The sequence below is a fragment of the Paenibacillus sp. YPG26 genome (genome assembly GCF_023704175.1).
Lineage (GTDB): Bacteria > Bacillota > Bacilli > Paenibacillales > Paenibacillaceae > Fontibacillus.
In genome coordinates, this window is the sequence record NZ_CP084530.1 from 1,485,190 (window position 1) to 1,502,009 (window position 16,820).

Annotated in this window: 14 protein-coding genes; all 14 read left to right on the forward strand. The window is 50.1% G+C overall.

The genetic code is table 11. From position 1 onward, the window contains the following. Positions 1-32 precede the first annotated feature (32 nt). Positions 33-1,010 carry a ketopantoate reductase family protein gene (locus LDO05_RS06840; protein WP_251378114.1) on the forward strand — a complete coding sequence of 326 codons (978 nt, stop codon included), beginning with the start codon at positions 33-35 and terminating at the stop codon, positions 1,008-1,010. Then, positions 991-1,437, forward strand: coding sequence for a DUF3397 domain-containing protein (locus tag LDO05_RS06845; RefSeq protein ID WP_481857024.1), 447 nt, complete (start codon positions 991-993; stop codon positions 1,435-1,437). Before LDO05_RS06840 ends, LDO05_RS06845 begins: the two co-directional genes overlap by 20 nt. Positions 1,438-1,697: 260 nt before the next feature. Next, complete coding sequence (locus LDO05_RS06850; protein ID WP_251378115.1) at positions 1,698-3,374, forward strand: peptide ABC transporter substrate-binding protein; 1,677 nt, start codon at positions 1,698-1,700, stop codon at positions 3,372-3,374. 166 nt (positions 3,375-3,540) lie between these two features. Then, the gene (locus LDO05_RS06855; RefSeq protein WP_251378116.1) at positions 3,541-4,473 is read left to right on the forward strand and encodes an ABC transporter permease; all 933 of its coding nucleotides are present in this window, start codon (positions 3,541-3,543) and stop codon (positions 4,471-4,473) included. A gap of 8 nt (positions 4,474-4,481) precedes the next feature. Further along, positions 4,482-5,429 carry an ABC transporter permease gene (locus LDO05_RS06860; protein WP_276575588.1) on the forward strand — a complete coding sequence of 316 codons (948 nt, stop codon included), beginning with the start codon at positions 4,482-4,484 and terminating at the stop codon, positions 5,427-5,429. Between the two features lie 14 nt (positions 5,430-5,443). Beyond that, positions 5,444-6,439: an ABC transporter ATP-binding protein gene (locus LDO05_RS06865; protein WP_251378117.1), complete on the forward strand. Its 996-nt coding sequence runs from the start codon at positions 5,444-5,446 to the stop codon at positions 6,437-6,439. Then, positions 6,436-7,374 (forward strand): ABC transporter ATP-binding protein, encoded by a 939-nt coding sequence (locus LDO05_RS06870; RefSeq protein ID WP_251378118.1) that lies wholly within the window; start codon positions 6,436-6,438, stop codon positions 7,372-7,374. The genes LDO05_RS06865 and LDO05_RS06870 overlap by 4 nt, the downstream gene beginning before the upstream one ends. 149 nt (positions 7,375-7,523) lie before the next feature. After that, positions 7,524-9,155, forward strand: coding sequence for a bacillithiol biosynthesis cysteine-adding enzyme BshC (bshC, locus tag LDO05_RS06875; RefSeq protein WP_251378119.1), 1,632 nt, complete (start codon positions 7,524-7,526; stop codon positions 9,153-9,155). Positions 9,156-9,195: 40 nt separating this feature from the next. Further along, the gene (locus LDO05_RS06880; RefSeq protein WP_251378640.1) at positions 9,196-10,458 is read left to right on the forward strand and encodes an adenosylhomocysteinase; all 1,263 of its coding nucleotides are present in this window, start codon (positions 9,196-9,198) and stop codon (positions 10,456-10,458) included. A gap of 193 nt (positions 10,459-10,651) precedes the next feature. Beyond that, positions 10,652-11,089, forward strand: coding sequence for a division/cell wall cluster transcriptional repressor MraZ (gene mraZ, locus LDO05_RS06885; RefSeq protein WP_251378120.1), 438 nt, complete (start codon positions 10,652-10,654; stop codon positions 11,087-11,089). A 44-nt stretch (positions 11,090-11,133) separates the two neighbouring features. Further along, positions 11,134-12,108: a 16S rRNA (cytosine(1402)-N(4))-methyltransferase RsmH gene (gene rsmH / locus LDO05_RS06890; protein ID WP_251378121.1), complete on the forward strand. Its 975-nt coding sequence runs from the start codon at positions 11,134-11,136 to the stop codon at positions 12,106-12,108. Between the two features lies 1 nt (position 12,109). Further along, positions 12,110-12,532: an FtsB/FtsL family cell division protein gene (locus LDO05_RS06895; protein WP_251378122.1), complete on the forward strand. Its 423-nt coding sequence runs from the start codon at positions 12,110-12,112 to the stop codon at positions 12,530-12,532. Between the two features lie 24 nt (positions 12,533-12,556). After that, positions 12,557-14,773, forward strand: coding sequence for a penicillin-binding transpeptidase domain-containing protein (locus LDO05_RS06900; protein WP_251378123.1), 2,217 nt, complete (start codon positions 12,557-12,559; stop codon positions 14,771-14,773). Between the two features lie 72 nt (positions 14,774-14,845). Next, on the forward strand, positions 14,846-16,792 hold the full coding sequence (locus LDO05_RS06905; protein ID WP_251378124.1) for a stage V sporulation protein D: 1,947 nt from the start codon (positions 14,846-14,848) through the stop codon (positions 16,790-16,792). Positions 16,793-16,820: the final 28 nt, after the last annotated feature.

Genomic DNA, 16,820 nt, shown 5'->3' on the forward strand with positions numbered 1-16,820 from the left:
TAAATAGACCCTGACAAAGTGAGGGAAGAAGGATGAAAGTGGAGATTATGGGCGCCGGAGCCCTGGGCTTGATGTTCGGGGCGGCATTAGTTGCCGCCGGAGAAGATGTGCGGATCTGGACACGCACAGCCGAACAGGCGGAAGCACTCGGCAGAGACGGAATCCGTCTGATCATGAGTGAGGGACAAGAGGTATTTGCGCCTGCCGGCCGCTTTCTTGTGGAGAGCAGCAGAGAGTTAGATTGCCAGAAGATTGACAGAACCAATGCGGATTGGATTCTTGTAACAACAAAGCAGCGTCATATGGATGAGCGCCTGCATCGTCATCTGGCAGTACTGCGCGGGGAGGGAACAGATATCATCTGTTTTCAGAACGGAGTAGGCCACATTGAACGGCTTAGTGAAGCCTTGGGCGGACAGCATATTCTAGCGGCATTAACAACAGAGGGGGCCCGGAAGGAGGGGGACTGTACGGTCTACCGCTCGGGAGAAGGACAGACCAGGTTAGGTCTAACGGGAATTCATGAGAAAGCGGGTCTTTGGCTGGATAAGGCTGAAAATTTAGCTGTCAGCTTAACTATGGCAGGATTTCCCGCCGTGTTGTCGAATGACATCGATAAGGAAATTTACCGCAAACTCCTGATCAATGCAGCTATTAACCCGTTAACTGCCCTGCTGAGAATTCGTAATGGAGAGCTGCTCGCTAGTGAGGAGCGGAGAGCCCTTCTGATTGAGCTAATCGAGGAGACTCTTGACATTTATAATCACTATGGAATTTCGTATGACGCGGATATCAAGGATCAGGTCTTCGCGGTATGCCGTTCTACGGCGCACAACATGTCTTCTATGCTGAAGGATGTTCTGGCAGGACAAGTCACTGAAGTGAACAGCATCAACGGTCAGCTTGTGAAGATGGCCCATAAGAAAGAGATCAAGGTCCCGGCACATGAGAGGGTCTGGCGTCTGGTCTCGGCTATGTTGGCCCACCCTGATGGGAACTCCAAGCTTTAACCTGAGAGCAAGCTCAAATTTTGTGGAGGTGGAAGGTGTGAATCTGCTGCTCGCTCCGTTTGTCTTTTTCAGTGCCCTGCCCTTTGTTCCGTTTCTACTCGTCTATGGAATCCATTATTTCTGGAATGGAAGGAGGGATAGAAGGAAATCCTTGCTGCTGGCCGTCGACGTGACCACTGTCTTTCTCATTTTGTCTGTCTCCGCCTTGTTCAATCAGATCTTTGTGTCAGGATTTGGCTTCTATTTCATTTTGCTTCTGCTTCTGATCATTGGAGGCCTGATTGGAGGGGCCCAGAACCGGATGAAAGGAAAGGTGGATGTCAAAAGACTGGTTCGTGCGGTGTGGCGTCTGGCTTTTCTCGGTGCTGGATTTGCCTATATCTTGTTTGTAATTATTGGTTTTTCACCATACATATTTAGGGTTTAAAAGAGGCATACTTAATTCATTAACTCGGAACAAGATGTAATTGATTACCAGTTAGTGTGTTTATAATTGTGTTAATCTAACTGAATATTCAGTACTGTAATAGCATCTTGATTCCAGTATACATAAGCATATTTCGATAAGAACTATGCTTTTTGTTTTATTTCAAGGGATGCTTGAGGCAGGAATTCCCATTATGTTTTTTTGACCGATGGTTGTATAATCGAGAACACACATACCAACATCGTAAGGGAGACAGCTAGATGAACAGAAAGAAATTATTGGTTCTTGTAACGCTAGTTCTTGCTTTGAGCACAGTCCTAGCCGCCTGTCAGAAAAATGGTAATTCTGGTTCTTCCAACCAAGGCAGCACAGGAACCCAGAGCACAAAGCTTGCAGCAGATCAGACGTTCCATATCAATCTGGCCTCCGAACCGCCTACGCTGGATCCGGCTCAATCGCAGGACAACGTATCCAGTGCGGTACTTCGAACATTGTTTGAAGGTTTGACACGCAAGGATAAAGACGGCAACGTCGTTCCAGGTATTGCTGAGAAATGGGAACAAAATGGCAAGGAATATACCTTCCACCTTCGTTCCGATGCAAAATGGAGCAATGGGGATCCTGTAACCGCCAAAGACTTCGAATTCGCGTGGAAACGGGTGCTTGATCCAGCCACAGTTCCGGCTCCTCCGTATGCATATCAATTGTATTACATCAAGAATGCCCAAGCTTACAATGAGAAGAAGATTACGGACGCGAACCAGGTTGGTGTGAAGGCGGTTGATGACAAGACATTGAAAGTAACGCTTGCGAATGAGACTCCGTATTTCCTGGGTCTTACCTCATTCACAACTTACTATCCGGTTCATCAATCTGCCAAGGACAATGCGAAATGGGCTGCTGATCCAAGCACGCTGATCTCTAACGGACCTTTCAAGTTAACCACCTGGACAACCGGGCAGGCGCTTGAAGTAGATAAGAACGATAAATATTGGGATGCCAAGAGCATAACTTTAAATAAAATTACGGCTTCAATTGTAGACCAGGCAGCTACGGAAGTAAGCAGTTACAAGAGCGGCCAGCTTGATCTTGCAGGACAGCCTATCGGTGAGATTCCTACCGATCAGATCGCTTCTCTCAAATCAGAGGTTCCGAATGAACTTACGATTAAGGGGATTGCATCCACTTATTACTACCTGTTCAATGTAACAACACAGCCATTTGATAATGTCAAGATCCGCCAAGCTTTCACAAAAGCCATTAACCGTAAAGCCTTGATCGAGAATGTGACCTTGGCTAACCAGATCCCGGCATTTGGTCTCGTACCTCCAGGTATCAAAGGGGTAGACAAAGAGTACCGTGCAGAAAATGCGGATTCCGCTTATGGCAATGAAGATGTGAATGAAGCGAAGACGCTTCTTGCAGAGGGGCTTAAGGAATCTGGTCTTACCAAGCTTCCTAAGATTACCCTGATCTATAACACGAATGACAACCATAAGAAGCTGGCTTTGGCTATCGCGGATATGTGGAAGCAGAATCTTGGCGCTGAGGTTACAATTCAGAATCAGGAGTGGGGCGTGTTCCTGCAGAACCGCCGCAATTTGAACTATCAAGTCGCACGCGCCGGCTTCGGAGCGGATTATGATGATCCAATGACGTTCATCGACCTGTTCACTTCGAACAGCGGCAACAATGATACAGGCTTCAAGAATGCGGAATACGACAAGCTGGTACAAGAAGCATACTCCAGCAATGACAACAAAGCGCGCAACGCAGCAATGAAGAAGGCCGAGGATATCCTGATCAAGGACAACCAGGTTATTCTTCCGATCTACTACTACACGAACATTCAGCTTGTTAAGCCATACGTAAAAGACGTTATTCTTGACTATGCGGGCCAGCTTGATATTACACGTGTAAAACTGTTGGAGCACTAATAGTAATCTTCTGTAACAGGATGATTGCTTCGGGGTGTATATGTGAGGACCGATCCTCCGTATATATCCCGATTTTTTGTGTAAAGGCGCTTTTTCCATATCTTGTTTTCTTTGGAGAAGTTATAGAGGTAATGGACAACACAGACAGATTGGGGTGAAAGGCACTATGGTTCGGTATATTTCAAGTAAATTTTTATATATGTTAGTCTCTTTGCTCATTCTCGTGACGGCAACCTTCTTCTTGATGAAGGCGATTCCGGGTAACCCGTTCATGTCAGAGAAGCAGGTGCCGCCACAAATTAGGGAGCGCCTGATGGAGCAGTACGGCCTGGATAAGCCGGTCATCGTACAGTATGGACAGTATTTGAAGAATATCGCCCAAGGTGACTTCGGGATATCTATGAAGATGCAGAATAAAGAGGTGACAGCGCTGATCACGGATACATTCGGCGCTTCCCTGAAGCTCGGCTTGGTTGCAATTGTGGTGGCTCTAATTGTAGGTGTGCTGCTGGGTCTTATTGCTGCACTCTATCACCGGAGACTGATTGATAATGTGGCTATGGTCCTTGCAGTACTGGGGATAGCAGTTCCCAGCTTTGTGGTTGCCTCGATGCTGCAGTTCGTCTTGGCTCAGAAGGCAGGGATCTTCAACGTCATGGGCATGAATGGCCCTCTCGACTATGTTCTGCCTGTGGCCGCTCTAGCTGCACAGCCGATTGCGTTCATCGCCCGGTTGACCCGCTCGAGCATGCTTGAAGTGCTTCATGCGGACTATATCAAGACAGCCAGAGCCAAGGGGCTTAACTGGATAACCATTCTATTTAGGCACGTCGTTCGTAACGGAATTCTACCCGTGATCACGTACCTGGGCCCGATGACAGCCAATATTATTACAGGGTCTGTCGTAATTGAACAGATCTTCGGCATCGGCGGTCTGGGTAAGGTCTTTGTCTCAAGCATCAGTAACCGGGACTATACCTTGATAATGGGCGTAACCATTTTCTATGGCGTTATCTTGATGCTAGCCCGTTTCTTGACTGATATTGCTTATGTGTTAGTGGATCCAAGAATCAAACTGACGAACAGAAAGGAGGGCTAACCTTGGGTGTGAAAAATGAATTGATACCACAGGGCTCAGCCGCCAACCTGACTCCGGAAGATTTCCGGAAGATCGGTGTGGATGAGAAGCAATCCGAAGTGATTCAGCGCGAAAGCCTCTCGGCCTGGCGGGATTCCTGGGAACGGCTTCGTTCTAATAAGCTCGCGATGGCAGGCCTGATTGTTATGGCTTTGGTGGTCATTATGGCTGTGATTGGTCCCATGATCTCCAGTTTTGATTACCAGACCAATGATCTGATGAATACCAACAAGCCCCCGAACTCGGTTCACTGGTTCGGTACAGACGATCTGGGACGTGACATGTTCGTGCGTACCTGGATGGGGGCCCGGATCTCGCTGGTTGTCGGTCTGGCAGCAGCTTTAATTGACCTTATGATTGGTGTTATATACGGTGGCATTATGGGGTATTTCGGCGGACGAGTGGATGAAATTATGAATAAATTTGCCGAAATCCTCTATTCGATTCCTTATCTGCTGGTTACGATTCTGCTTCTCGTAGTATTCGAGCCGAGTCTCGGCACGATCATTCTGGCCCTTACGATTACAGGCTGGATTAATATGTCCTGGATTGTCCGCGGTGAGATGATGCAGCTCAAGAACCGGGAGTACGTACTGGCTTCACGTTCCATGGGAGCAGGCTCAGGCCGTCTGCTATTCCGTCATCTGCTTCCTAATGCGATGGGACCGATTATCGTTACCCTGACGCTGTCCGTACCAAATGCGATATTCTCGGAAGCGTTCCTGAGTTATTTGGGTCTCGGCGTACAAGAGCCTATAGCCTCACTCGGTTCAATGATCAGCTCCTCGCTGTCAGGATGGATGCTGTATCCTTGGCGGATGCTGTTCCCCGCTCTATTAATCAGTTTGACGATGCTCGCATTTAACATAGTTGGTGACGGTCTGCGTGATGCGCTGGACCCTAAACTCAAGAAATAGGAGGTGAGATTCGGATGGAGCCAATTCTAGAAGTAAATGACCTTCACGTGTCCTTTTCTGTTCGCGGAGGCGAGGTCAAGGCTGTCCGGGGCGTGAATTTCACGGTAGGCAAAGGGGAGACGGTGGCGATTGTCGGAGAGTCAGGAAGCGGGAAGAGTGTGACCGCCCAGACCATTATGCGGTTGATCCCTTCGCCTCCGTCCAAGATTAAGCAGGGACAGGTTATTTTTAATGGGCAGGACCTGCTTGGCAAGACGAACAAACAGATGGAAGCCATACGAGGCAGAGACATTGGAATGATCTTTCAGGACCCGATGACCTCGCTTAATCCGACGATTAAAGTAGGCAGACAAATTACCGAAGGCTTGATCAAGCACCAGAATCTTTCTTTGTCTGAGGCGAAGGCCCGTGGAATTGAAATGCTGAAGCTGGTCGGTATCAAGAATGCCGAGGCGCGCTTCGATCAGTATCCGCACGAATTCTCAGGAGGTATGCGTCAGCGGGTCATGATCGCGATTGCTCTAGCCTGTAATCCTTCGCTGCTGATTGCGGATGAGCCAACTACGGCACTGGACGTGACTATACAGGCTCAGATCATTAATGTGATGAAAGATATGCAGAGGAAGTTCGGCACCTCGATCATTATGATTACCCATGACCTTGGTGTTGTGGCCGGGATGGCGGACCGGGTGATCGTCATGTACGCGGGTGAAGTCGTTGAGACAGGCACAAGCATGGAGATCTTCAAGAATCCCCAGCACCCGTACACTAGAGGCCTGCTGCGCTCGCTTCCAAGGATTGATCAGCGCAAGGATGAGCCGCTTGTCCCTATCATAGGTACGCCGCCGGATCTGATCAAGCCGCCGGTGGGATGCCCCTTCGCGGCCCGTTGTGATCATGCCATGAAGGTGTGCGAGCGTATCGACCCGGCTCCGACCCATTTGAGTGACACGCATATGTCCCGCTGCTGGCTGCAGCATCCGATGGCACAGGAGGTGCAATCTTCATGAGCAAGCCGTTAATTGAGGTAGAAGGTCTGAAGAAATATTTCAATCTTGGCAGAGGCAACGTCCTGAAGGCTGTGGACGATATCAGCTTCTCCATTAATGAAGGAGAGACGCTTGGCGTGGTCGGGGAATCGGGCTGCGGCAAGTCCACCGCCGGACGTACGATTCTACGTCTGTACGAGCCTACAGCAGGAAGTGTCCGGTTCGGTGGAACCGATATTTACAAGCTGTCACCAGGTAAAATGAAGGCCATGCGCCGCGATATGCAGATGATCTTCCAGGATCCGTACGCCTCGCTCAATCCGCGCTTCACGGTAACGGATATCATTGGCGAAGCGCTGGACATCCACAACATGGCCGGAAGCCGGAAGGAACGTAAAAAGCGTGTTGAGGAGCTGCTGGATATGGTCGGACTGAATCCTGACCATGCGACGCGGTACCCGCACGAATTCTCAGGCGGACAGCGTCAGCGGATTGGTATAGCCCGCGCGCTTGCGGTGAATCCCAAATTCATTATTTGTGATGAACCGATCTCGGCACTGGATGTGTCCATCCAGGCCCAGGTGGTCAATCTGCTTCAGGATCTCCAGAAGAAGCTGGGTCTGACTTATTTGTTCATCGCCCATGACTTGTCGATGGTGAAGCATATCAGCAACCGGGTGGCTGTCATGTATCTGGGCAAGGTAGTAGAGCTTGCTGAGAGTGAAGAGCTGTATGCGAATCCCATGCATCCGTATACCAAAACGCTGCTCTCGGCGATTCCTGTACCGGATCCGGAGATCGAGGCAAGCAAGCCCCGCATTCTGCTGAATGACCAGAGTTCAGGGCCGATTCACTCTGCAAAAGACGGGGCGGCGTCCGGCGATATATATGGCCTGGATAACTCTGCTCTTGTGGAAGTAACCAAGGGACACTGGGTTGCCATGCCCCTTTCATAGAACTGACCGCCGAAGGGTCATACCACTGTGTAACAGGACAGTGGCATGACCACAGCCGGCGGTTTTTCTGTTTTCTTTTGACGGAGGAGCTTGAGATTGAGTACAATCAAATAAGGTTAGTTGGGCTACAGACAGGAGGATCACACCTTATGAATTTCATATCTGAGCCGCTTCCATCGCAGCAGCCGCTGGCTGAAGCGCTGGTCTCGGACTATGCTGCTGTGCAGCAGTTATATACAAGTGACGCTAGACTGGATTCAAGCTGGGTTAATCGGGCAGATTGGCTGAGACGGACAGAGGGGACCCGGGTGAAGCGGAAGGCGGTTGTAGAGCGGCTTCGTCGCTATAACGCCCTGCATAACCCTTCTCCAGAGGTATCTGCCGCGCTCGATCTGCTGGAGAAGCCGGAGACGTATGTAGTGACAGGAGGCCAGCAATCCGGATTATTTACCGGCCCGATGCTTGTCATCTACAAGGCAATTACGGTCATCCAGGCTGCTGCTCATGCATCCAGGAAGCTGAATAGGCCTGTAGTTCCCGTATTCTGGATTGCCGGGGAAGACCACGACTGGGAGGAAGCCAACCATGCGTATGTGCTGACCCGGGAGCTTGAGGTTAACCGGATTCGTGTCCATAAGAATGATGACAGACGAAGCCAGGTTGGACAGACCGAGGTTAGTCAGGATGCGTGGAACGGGGTAATTCAGAAGCTCACAGATGTGCTGCAGGATAGCGAACACAAAACGGAGCTTCTCCAGAGCTTGAGAGATGCTGCTGCAGAATCGAATACGCTGACCGGGTTTTTTGCCAAGCTGCTCGGAAAGTGGTTCGGACAGTATGGTCTGATTCTGCTGGATTCCTCGGACAAGGAGCTTCGGGAAGTCGAACAGCCAGTCTTTGAACAGATGATTCTGAACAACGACGAACTAGGACGGGCCTACCGGGAGTCAGCGGATCAGATGGAGAGTCTCGGCTTCGGCGCACAGGCGGAAGTGGCGGAAGATGGAGCTAACCTTTTTTACATACATGAAGGAGAACGACTGCTTCTGTTCAAGCGGGAGGGCAGATTTGAGGATCGAAAAGGCTTGGTATCCTTTAGCCGTGATGAGCTTCTGGAGGAGGTACGTCTACATCCTGACCGCTTCAGCAATAACGTGTTGACCCGTCCACTCATGCAGGATTCCATTCTGCCGGTTCTGGGAACTGTGCTGGGTGCGGGAGAAATTGCATACTGGGGTCTTACTGGAAGAGCTTTTGCAGCGCTGGGTCTGCAGATGCCGCTTCTGCTGCCGAGAATGTCATTCACCCTGACCGATGCAACCATACAGAAGTACATGGCGAAATATGAATTATCTTTCGGAGATGTCAAAGAAGGGCTGGCGGAGAAGAGAGAGGCCTGGCTCGCAGGGCAGGTGGAAATGGACGTGGATCACCGTTTCGATGAGGTCATCCAAGCCTTCGAAGCTTTGTATGAGCCCTTGATTGAAGAGATTGGAACAGTTAGGCGGGGACTGCTGAAGCTTGGCGCCGCCAACAAAGAGAAGATTAAGGAACAGATTGAATTTTTGCGCAAGCGGACCCAAGGTGCATTAGAAGAGGCGCATGAGACGGCCTTGAAGCAGTGGGAACGTATTGGCGTTACTTTGTTCCCTAACGACAAACCGCAGGAGAGGGTCCTGAATGTGTTCTATTACTTGAACAAGTACGGACACGGCCTGATTCATGACTTGCTGCAAATTCCATACGAAATAACGGGCGGACACCGAATTGTAGAAATGTAGGATTGTTCTTCAACATAAAAAATATTGGAGGTATCAGATGATGAGTACACAAGCAATTCAGAACAGTATTATTACGGATCTTGCACTGGCTGCTGAAGGACATCTGAAGATCGATTGGGTAGAGGCGCATATGCCAGTTCTTAACCGGGTGCGCAAGCAATTTGAGGTTGAGCAGCCGTTTAAAGGCTTGAAGGTGTCCATCTGCCTGCATCTGGAGGCGAAGACGGCTTATCTTGCTAAAGTCGTTCAGGCTGGAGGCGCGGAGGTTACCATTACGGGAAGCAATCCGCTATCAACGCAGGATGATGTCTGCGCGGCTCTGGTGGAGGATGGAATCACGGTATTTGCCAAATACAACCCGGACCCGGTGGAGTTCAAGCAGCTGATTGTGAAAGCTCTGGAGACCAAGCCGGATCTGATTATCGATGACGGCAGTGATTTCGCCTCCATTCTGCACGGGGAGCGTCCAGATCTGCTGGAGACGATCCGCGGCGGCGCAGAAGAGACCACTACGGGCATCATTCGTCTCAAGGCACTTGAGAAAGAGGGAACATTGAAATTCCCGATGGTTGCCGTGAACGATGCTTATTGTAAGTATCTGTTCGATAACCGTTATGGCACCGGCCAATCGGCATGGGATGGCTTGATTCGCACGACCAACCTTGTTGTAGCAGGCAAGACGGTTGTCGTTGTTGGATACGGCTGGTGTGGTAAAGGCGTGGCGATGCGTGCGAAGGGTCTTGGAGCCAAAGTGGTGGTTACTGAGGTGGACGCAATCCGTGCAGTCGAAGCCCATATGGACGGGTTCGATGTTCTGCCTATGATCGAAGCGGCTAAAGTTGGGGATTTCTTCATCACCGTGACTGGTAACAATTCAGTTATTCGGGGTGAACATTACGATGTGATCAAGGATGGCGCGATTCTGTCCAATGCTGGACATTTCGATGTTGAGGTTAACAAGCCAGAGCTAGCAGAGCGCGCAGTATCTGTTCGCACAGTCCGGAAGAATATTGAGGAATACAAGTTCGCGGACGGACGCAAGGTGTATTTGATTGCAGAAGGAAGACTGGTTAATCTTGGCGCGGCGGACGGTCACCCTGCCGAGATCATGGATACCACATTTGCTCTGCAGGCCTTATCCCTGAAATATGTGAATGACCATTATAAGGAAATTGGCAGCGCGGTAGTTAATGTCCCATACGAGCTTGATGAGCAGGTTGCCCGGTACAAGCTGGACAGCTTGGGGATTCAGATTGATACCTTAAGTGAGGAACAGAAGGCTTATCTGGATAGCTGGAAATAAATATGATACAGAACTCCCTTCCTGTGTGAACAGGAAGGGAGTTCTGTATTTAATGGCCTTTGTACCGCAATTTACCAATAAATTTTTGTGCTTGCAGAGAAGGAGTTTACAATAGGACGAAGAATAAGTATTATTTATAAGTGGTGTAAAGTGGTGTAAAGTGGGGGAAAGAGGTAAGGAGTGAGCGCATCCAATGTTTATGGGAGAATATCAGCATAGCATTGATGACAAAGGCCGGATCATCATACCGGCTAAGTTCCGCGAACTTCTGGGAGCTTCTTTTGTTGTTACCCGCGGGCTTGACCAGTGTCTGTTCGTATATCCTCAGGATGAATGGGGAGTTATGGAGCAGAAGCTCAAAGCACTGCCGCTTATGAAGTCAGATGCACGCGCTTTTACCCGCTTTTTTTTCTCCGGGGCTACTGAATGTGAATGGGACAAGCAGGGAAGGGTAAATTTACCGGCTACTCTCCGGCAGTATGCAAAGCTTGAGAAGGATTGTGTCGTGATTGGGGTATCCAATCGGGTAGAAATATGGAGCCGTGATACGTGGGAACATTACTTCGAGCAATCGGAGGATACGTTCAACGAGATTGCGGAGAAGCTGGTTGATTTCAATTTCGAATTATAAAAGTAAAAATAAGAAATTAATTTTAATGTCTGGGGGGCGGCAGCTTGTTTCATCACATCACGGTACTCAAGGAAGAGGCGACAGAAGGGCTGCGCATCAAGCCAGACGGCATTTATGTGGACTGCACCTTAGGTGGCGGAGGCCACAGCTCGGTGATTCTATCAAAGCTTGGGCCTGAAGGCAGATTGATCGCCTTTGATCAGGATGATTGGGCTCACGCGAACGCCAAAGAGAAGTTATCTGAATACGGAGAACGGCTCACCTTGGTGAAGAGCAATTTTCGTTACATGGAAGAGAAGCTAAGAGAGATCGAGTGGGTTCCTAAGCAAGGAGGAATTCCGCAGGTAGACGGCATTCTGTATGATCTTGGTGTATCCTCCCCTCAGTTCGATGAGGGTGAACGCGGATTCAGCTATAATGCAGATGCGCCGCTCGACATGCGAATGGACCGTTCATCGGATCTGACCGCACGAGAGATTATTAATGAATGGCCGGAGAAGGAGATCGCCCGGGTATTGTTCCAATACGGGGAAGAGAAGTTCTCAAGGCGTATCGCCAAGTTCATCGTTGACAGCAGACAGGAGACACCTGTTGAGACAACAGGCCAGCTTGTTGAATTGATTAAGCTGGGTATTCCTGCTGCGGCACGCAGAACCGGAGGGCATCCCGCGAAGCGAAGCTTCCAGGCCCTTCGAATTGCCGTGAATGATGAACTGGGCGCATTCGAGGACGGGCTTCATCAGGCTGTACGATGTACAGCTGCCGGCGGCCGGATTTCAGTGATTACGTTCCACTCACTGGAAGACCGGATCTGCAAGCAGATTTTTGCAGGGTATTTAGAGAAATGTACCTGTCCTACGGACTTCCCGATGTGTGTATGCGGAGGGAAGGGAACGCTCAAATTGATTAACCGGAAGCCGCTGGTTCCTTCGGAAGAAGAACTGGCTCATAATCCCCGGGCGCGCTCAGCCAAACTGCGCGTAGCGGAGAAATTGCAATCTATAGCGGAGGAAACCTGATATGGCCTACACACGGGGTAACCTGGCAGTCAAAGAGAAAACGTCCGGACGGGGACAAGCATTACCGAAGTACAAAGAAACGACCAAGGTTGTTACAAGACGCGCGCCACTGCCAGTAGGCGAGAAGCTGCTGTATATTTGTACAGTTATCTTCTGTGTGGTGATCGCGAGTCTGCTGATTTGGCAGAATGCTGCAGTCTATAACCTGAAATATCAGGTTCATCAAATCGATAAAGAAATCATACAAGCAAAGCAGGACATGTCGGATCTGGAAGTGAAAAAGCAGCAGCTGGAGCAAGGAGTTCGCGATTACGCTATTAACGTGCTTGGCTATGAGCAGCCTGGTATCCGTGAGAATGACCCTAATGGAAGTGCTTCTACTGGCGGGAAGGATATATCCGGGACGAAGACAGCCCGGAATTAACCGATAAAGATGAGGGCTTGAGAGATGGACAAGAGAATAAAACTTCGGACACTACTTATAGGGGGACTCGTTACCCTCTTTTTTCTTGTAATTATAGGTAAAGTCTTCTGGCTGCAAATTGTCCAAGGCTCCTTCTGGGAAGCATACGGCAAAGATAACTATTGGTCCCGGGACCAGAAAATTCCGGCTGTGCGCGGCGAGATTACCGACCGGAATGGAGACGCTTTGGCCATTAACGCACCCGCTTATACTGTAGCCCTTCAGCCAAAAGTGATTTTGAAAAACGGGCTGGAGGACGAGGTTGTCCAGGGACTGAGCAAGCTGCTGAACAAGCCGGAAAGTGAGATTAAGGCATTACTCCACTCTAAGAACAAAAATGGAGAGAATTTCGACCAGGTTGAGGTTCGAAATGAAGGATGGAAGATTGATCAGGAGCTGAAGGGTAAAGTTGAGGCTCTGTCAGATCAGATTCAAAAAAACCACAAACCTAAGGTTTCTTCTTCTGGAATCACCTTCATTGAAGATCAGAAGAGGTATTACCCAAAAGAAACTCTTGCCGCTCATATCCTGGGTTACACCAACCGGGAAGGGGCTGCTATAACAGGCCTGGAGAAAAAGTATGATGATCTTCTGCATGGAATTGACGGATCTATCAAATATGAAAGTGACCGGAAGGGCGTCAAGCTGACCAAAGCAGAGGAAAAGTACTTGCCTCCTAAGGATGGAAGCAATATCAAGCTGACGATTGACGATAACATACAGTTATTTATCGAGGATGCGATGAAAGAGGCTTTTGCCAAGCTGAAGCCAATCAGTATGACTGTCATTGCGGCTGATCCGAACACGATGGAGATTCTGGGCATGGCTAACGTGCCAACGTTCAACCCGAATGAATACTGGAAGGAAGACTATAAGGACAACTTCCGGAATCATGCGCTGGCCTCAACCTATGAGCCGGGATCGACCTTCAAGATTGTAACTTTGGCGGGTGCGGTGCAGGAAGGGTTGTTCAACCCGAACGCTACCTACATGTCGGGACGTATCAAGATTCCGGGATACCGGACCCCTCTCTATGATGTGAAGCGCGATGGCTGGGGGCAGCTGACTTATCTTCAAGGCGTTAAGCATTCGAGTAACGTGGCTTTTGTTAAGCTGGGATATGAGATGCTTGGCAAGGAGAGGCTGCTGAATTACATCAAGAACTTCGGATTTGGCAGCAAGACAGGGATTGAGCTGTCCGGGGAAGCAAAAGGTGTCGTTCATCCGCAGCGTGACATTGAGTATGCGACCACGACCTATGGACACGGGATTACCGTGACCCCGATTCAGCAGGTTGCTGCAGTTGCCGCTGTGGCCAATGGAGGCAAGCTGCTTGAGCCTCATATTATCAAAGAGATTAATCCGCCTTCGGGCGCGCCTCAGATCACCCAGCCGAAAGTGGTTCGGCAGGTCATTTCTCCCGAGAAAGCCAAGGAGGTTGGAAGCTACCTCGAGCAGGTTGTCTCTGACAAGAAAATTGGTACGGGCAAGAATGCGTATATTCCTGGCTACCGTGTAGCTGGGAAGACGGGCACCGCGGTGAAACCGAAGACCAATGGTCAGGCTGGGTATGACTATACGAAGCAGGTGATTTCTTTCATTGGTTATGCGCCGGTTAACGATCCGAAGATCCTGGTTCTGGTTGTGATTGATGAACCCCAGGATTCGGAATTGAGCGGCGGAGCGGCTGCCGCACCTGTGTTCAAGAAGATTGTAAGCCAGTCTCTGGAGTATATGGGAGTGCCCAAATCCAATACGGCGGCGGACGAGCACAGCGAGACGATGACAGCTGCGCCAGACCTCAAGGGATTGCAGCTTCGGGATGCCAAGAGCAGTCTGACGAAGAAAGGGATATCCTTCGAGACGCTGGGCAAGGGCAGCAAAATAATCAGTCAGTATCCTAAGGCCGGAACGATGATGTCCTCCGCGCAGCGCGTATTCCTTCTGACTGAAGAGAGCAAGTCGATGCAGATACCGGATCTGACCGGCGTGTCTCTGCGTGACGCTATGGAGATACTCACACTGATGCAGGTGTCTGTAACCGTGAATGGAGAAGGGTATGTGTCAAGCCAGAAGGTGACAAAGACAGGCGGGAAGCGAAGCGTCCTGCTTACACTTCAGCCGCCGTCTGCTCCAGTCAAGGATGCGAGTGGCGGTACTGCCAATCCTTCTGACAAGAAGTCGAAGGAGGATTCCGGATAGCCTGTTCTATCCCCTGTTTGTCCTGAATATTCATGATATCAATGGACAAGAGGATGAACAGGAGGAACATTTATGAAGATTTCCGGGATAACGAGAAGACGCAGGCTCTTCTCGCTTCTCTTGATACTTTGTATGCTGTTCGGTGCATTGGTGATCAGGCTGGCTTATGTCCAGCTTAGCAAGGGCAATGAACTGTCAGCCGAGGCTGAGGACTTGTGGAGGCGCAACATCCCATTCTCCGCCAAGCGCGGAGAGGTCCTGGACCGAAATGGCACTTCACTCGCTTATAATATTACAACGCCAACAATTATGGCGATTCCCGCCCAGATCAGGAATCCGGAGACAACCGCACACAAGGTGGCTCCCATTCTGGGGATGAATGAAGAGGCAGTGCTTAAAGCAATCAAGACCAGACAGCTGATTGTCAAACTACGACCCGGCGGGCGAAAAATTACGATGGAGAAGGCTCAGAAAATTCGTGATTTGGGTCTGCCGGGTATTGTCATTGCCGAAGATAACAAAAGGTATTATCCTTATGAAGGACTTGCGGCACACATACTCGGGTTCACGGGGATTGATAACCAGGGCCTGACAGGTGTGGAGAAAAAGTATGATGCCAAGCTGAGCGGCATGAATGGAAGCATCTCATTTCTGTCCGATGCTGGGGGACGGATTATGCCAGGTTCCTCCGAGAAATACGTTGAACCGAGGGATGGTCTCAATCTGGAGCTGACCATCGATAAGAATATCCAGAGCATTATGGAGAGGGAGCTTGACCAGGCAATGGCCAAGTACAAAGCTAACGGCGCCTGGTCTATCGCGATGAATCCCAAGAGCGGGGAGATTCTGGCGATGGCCAGCCGACCTGGGTATGAGCCTGGACAGTATCAGGAATATGCTTCGCAGGTGTATAACCGCAATCTGCCGATCTGGATGACCTATGAACCCGGATCGACATTCAAGATCATTACACTCGCTGCGGCACTTGAGGAGAAGCAGGTGGATCTCGTTAATGACCGGTTCTTCGATCCCGGTTATGTGAAGGTGGGCGGTGCGAGGCTCCGCTGCTGGAAGAAAGGCGGGCATGGCAGTCAGACCTTTCTGCAGGTGGTGGAGAATTCTTGCAACCCTGGCTTTGTAGCGTTGGGGCAGCGTCTCGGCAAGGAATCCCTGTTCAGTTACATCCGGAATTTCGGTTTTGGCAGCAAGACAGGTATCGATCTTGGCGGAGAAGAGAACGGAATTCTGTTCAAGCTGTCCCAGGTAGGACCTGTCGAGCTTGCTACCACGGCATTTGGCCAAGGGGTCTCGGTAACTCCGATTCAACAGGTGGCAGCCGTATCTGCGGCGATTAACGGAGGCAAGCTGTTCAAGCCTCACGTGGGCAAGGCTTGGGTGAATCCGGACACCGGACAGGTAGTGGAGAAGATGGAGCCTCAGTTTGTCAGACAGGTTATTTCAGAGAGCACTTCCAAGCAGGTCCGCGGCGCGTTGGAGAGCGTGGTTGCCCTTGGTACAGGGCGGCCGGCCTTTATCGATGGATACCGGGTTGGGGGCAAGACCGGAACTGCACAGAAGGTCATCAATGGACGATACTCGTCTAGTGAGCATATTGTTTCTTTTATAGGATTTGCTCCGGCAGACGATCCTCAGATTGTAGTCTATACAGCTGTTGATAACCCTCAAGGTATTCAGTTCGGGGGCGTAGTGGCAGCCCCTATCGTTAAGAACATCCTGGAAGATTCGCTGCATTATATGAAGATTCCACCGCGCAAAGACCAGCTTGCCAAGAACTATAAATACGGCGAGCAGCCGATTGTAGAGGTGCCTGATCTCGTAGGAGCCTCGGTGCAGGATTTGTATGAGGACCTGAATATGAACTTTAATTTGGCTCGCTCAGGTTCCGGTAATTATGTGATTAATCAAGCTCCCAAGCCTGGAGAACGGGTGGAGCGAGGGTCTACAATTCGTATTTACATGGGCAGTGAGTCTGAGGCAGAGCATAATCATCAGGAGTAAGGCGCCTGATTTGACGTTAATTTGACTA

What these genes read in the sequence shown, in the direction of transcription:
- bshC (WP_251378119.1), top strand. Translation starts at nt 7,524, where the DNA reads ATGAATTTCATATCTGAGCCGCTTCCATCGCAGCAGCCGCTGGCTGAA.
- LDO05_RS06855 (WP_251378116.1), top strand. Translation starts at nt 3,541, where the DNA reads ATGGTTCGGTATATTTCAAGTAAATTTTTATATATGTTAGTCTCTTTG.
- LDO05_RS06845 (WP_481857024.1), top strand. Translation starts at nt 991, where the DNA reads ATGGGAACTCCAAGCTTTAACCTGAGAGCAAGCTCAAATTTTGTGGAG.
- LDO05_RS06880 (WP_251378640.1), top strand. Translation starts at nt 9,196, where the DNA reads ATGAGTACACAAGCAATTCAGAACAGTATTATTACGGATCTTGCACTG.
- LDO05_RS06850 (WP_251378115.1), top strand. Translation starts at nt 1,698, where the DNA reads ATGAACAGAAAGAAATTATTGGTTCTTGTAACGCTAGTTCTTGCTTTG.
- LDO05_RS06865 (WP_251378117.1), top strand. Translation starts at nt 5,444, where the DNA reads ATGGAGCCAATTCTAGAAGTAAATGACCTTCACGTGTCCTTTTCTGTT.
- mraZ (WP_251378120.1), top strand. Translation starts at nt 10,652, where the DNA reads ATGTTTATGGGAGAATATCAGCATAGCATTGATGACAAAGGCCGGATC.
- LDO05_RS06870 (WP_251378118.1), top strand. Translation starts at nt 6,436, where the DNA reads ATGAGCAAGCCGTTAATTGAGGTAGAAGGTCTGAAGAAATATTTCAAT.
- LDO05_RS06895 (WP_251378122.1), top strand. Translation starts at nt 12,110, where the DNA reads ATGGCCTACACACGGGGTAACCTGGCAGTCAAAGAGAAAACGTCCGGA.
- LDO05_RS06900 (WP_251378123.1), top strand. Translation starts at nt 12,557, where the DNA reads ATGGACAAGAGAATAAAACTTCGGACACTACTTATAGGGGGACTCGTT.
- LDO05_RS06905 (WP_251378124.1), top strand. Translation starts at nt 14,846, where the DNA reads ATGAAGATTTCCGGGATAACGAGAAGACGCAGGCTCTTCTCGCTTCTC.
- LDO05_RS06840 (WP_251378114.1), top strand. Translation starts at nt 33, where the DNA reads ATGAAAGTGGAGATTATGGGCGCCGGAGCCCTGGGCTTGATGTTCGGG.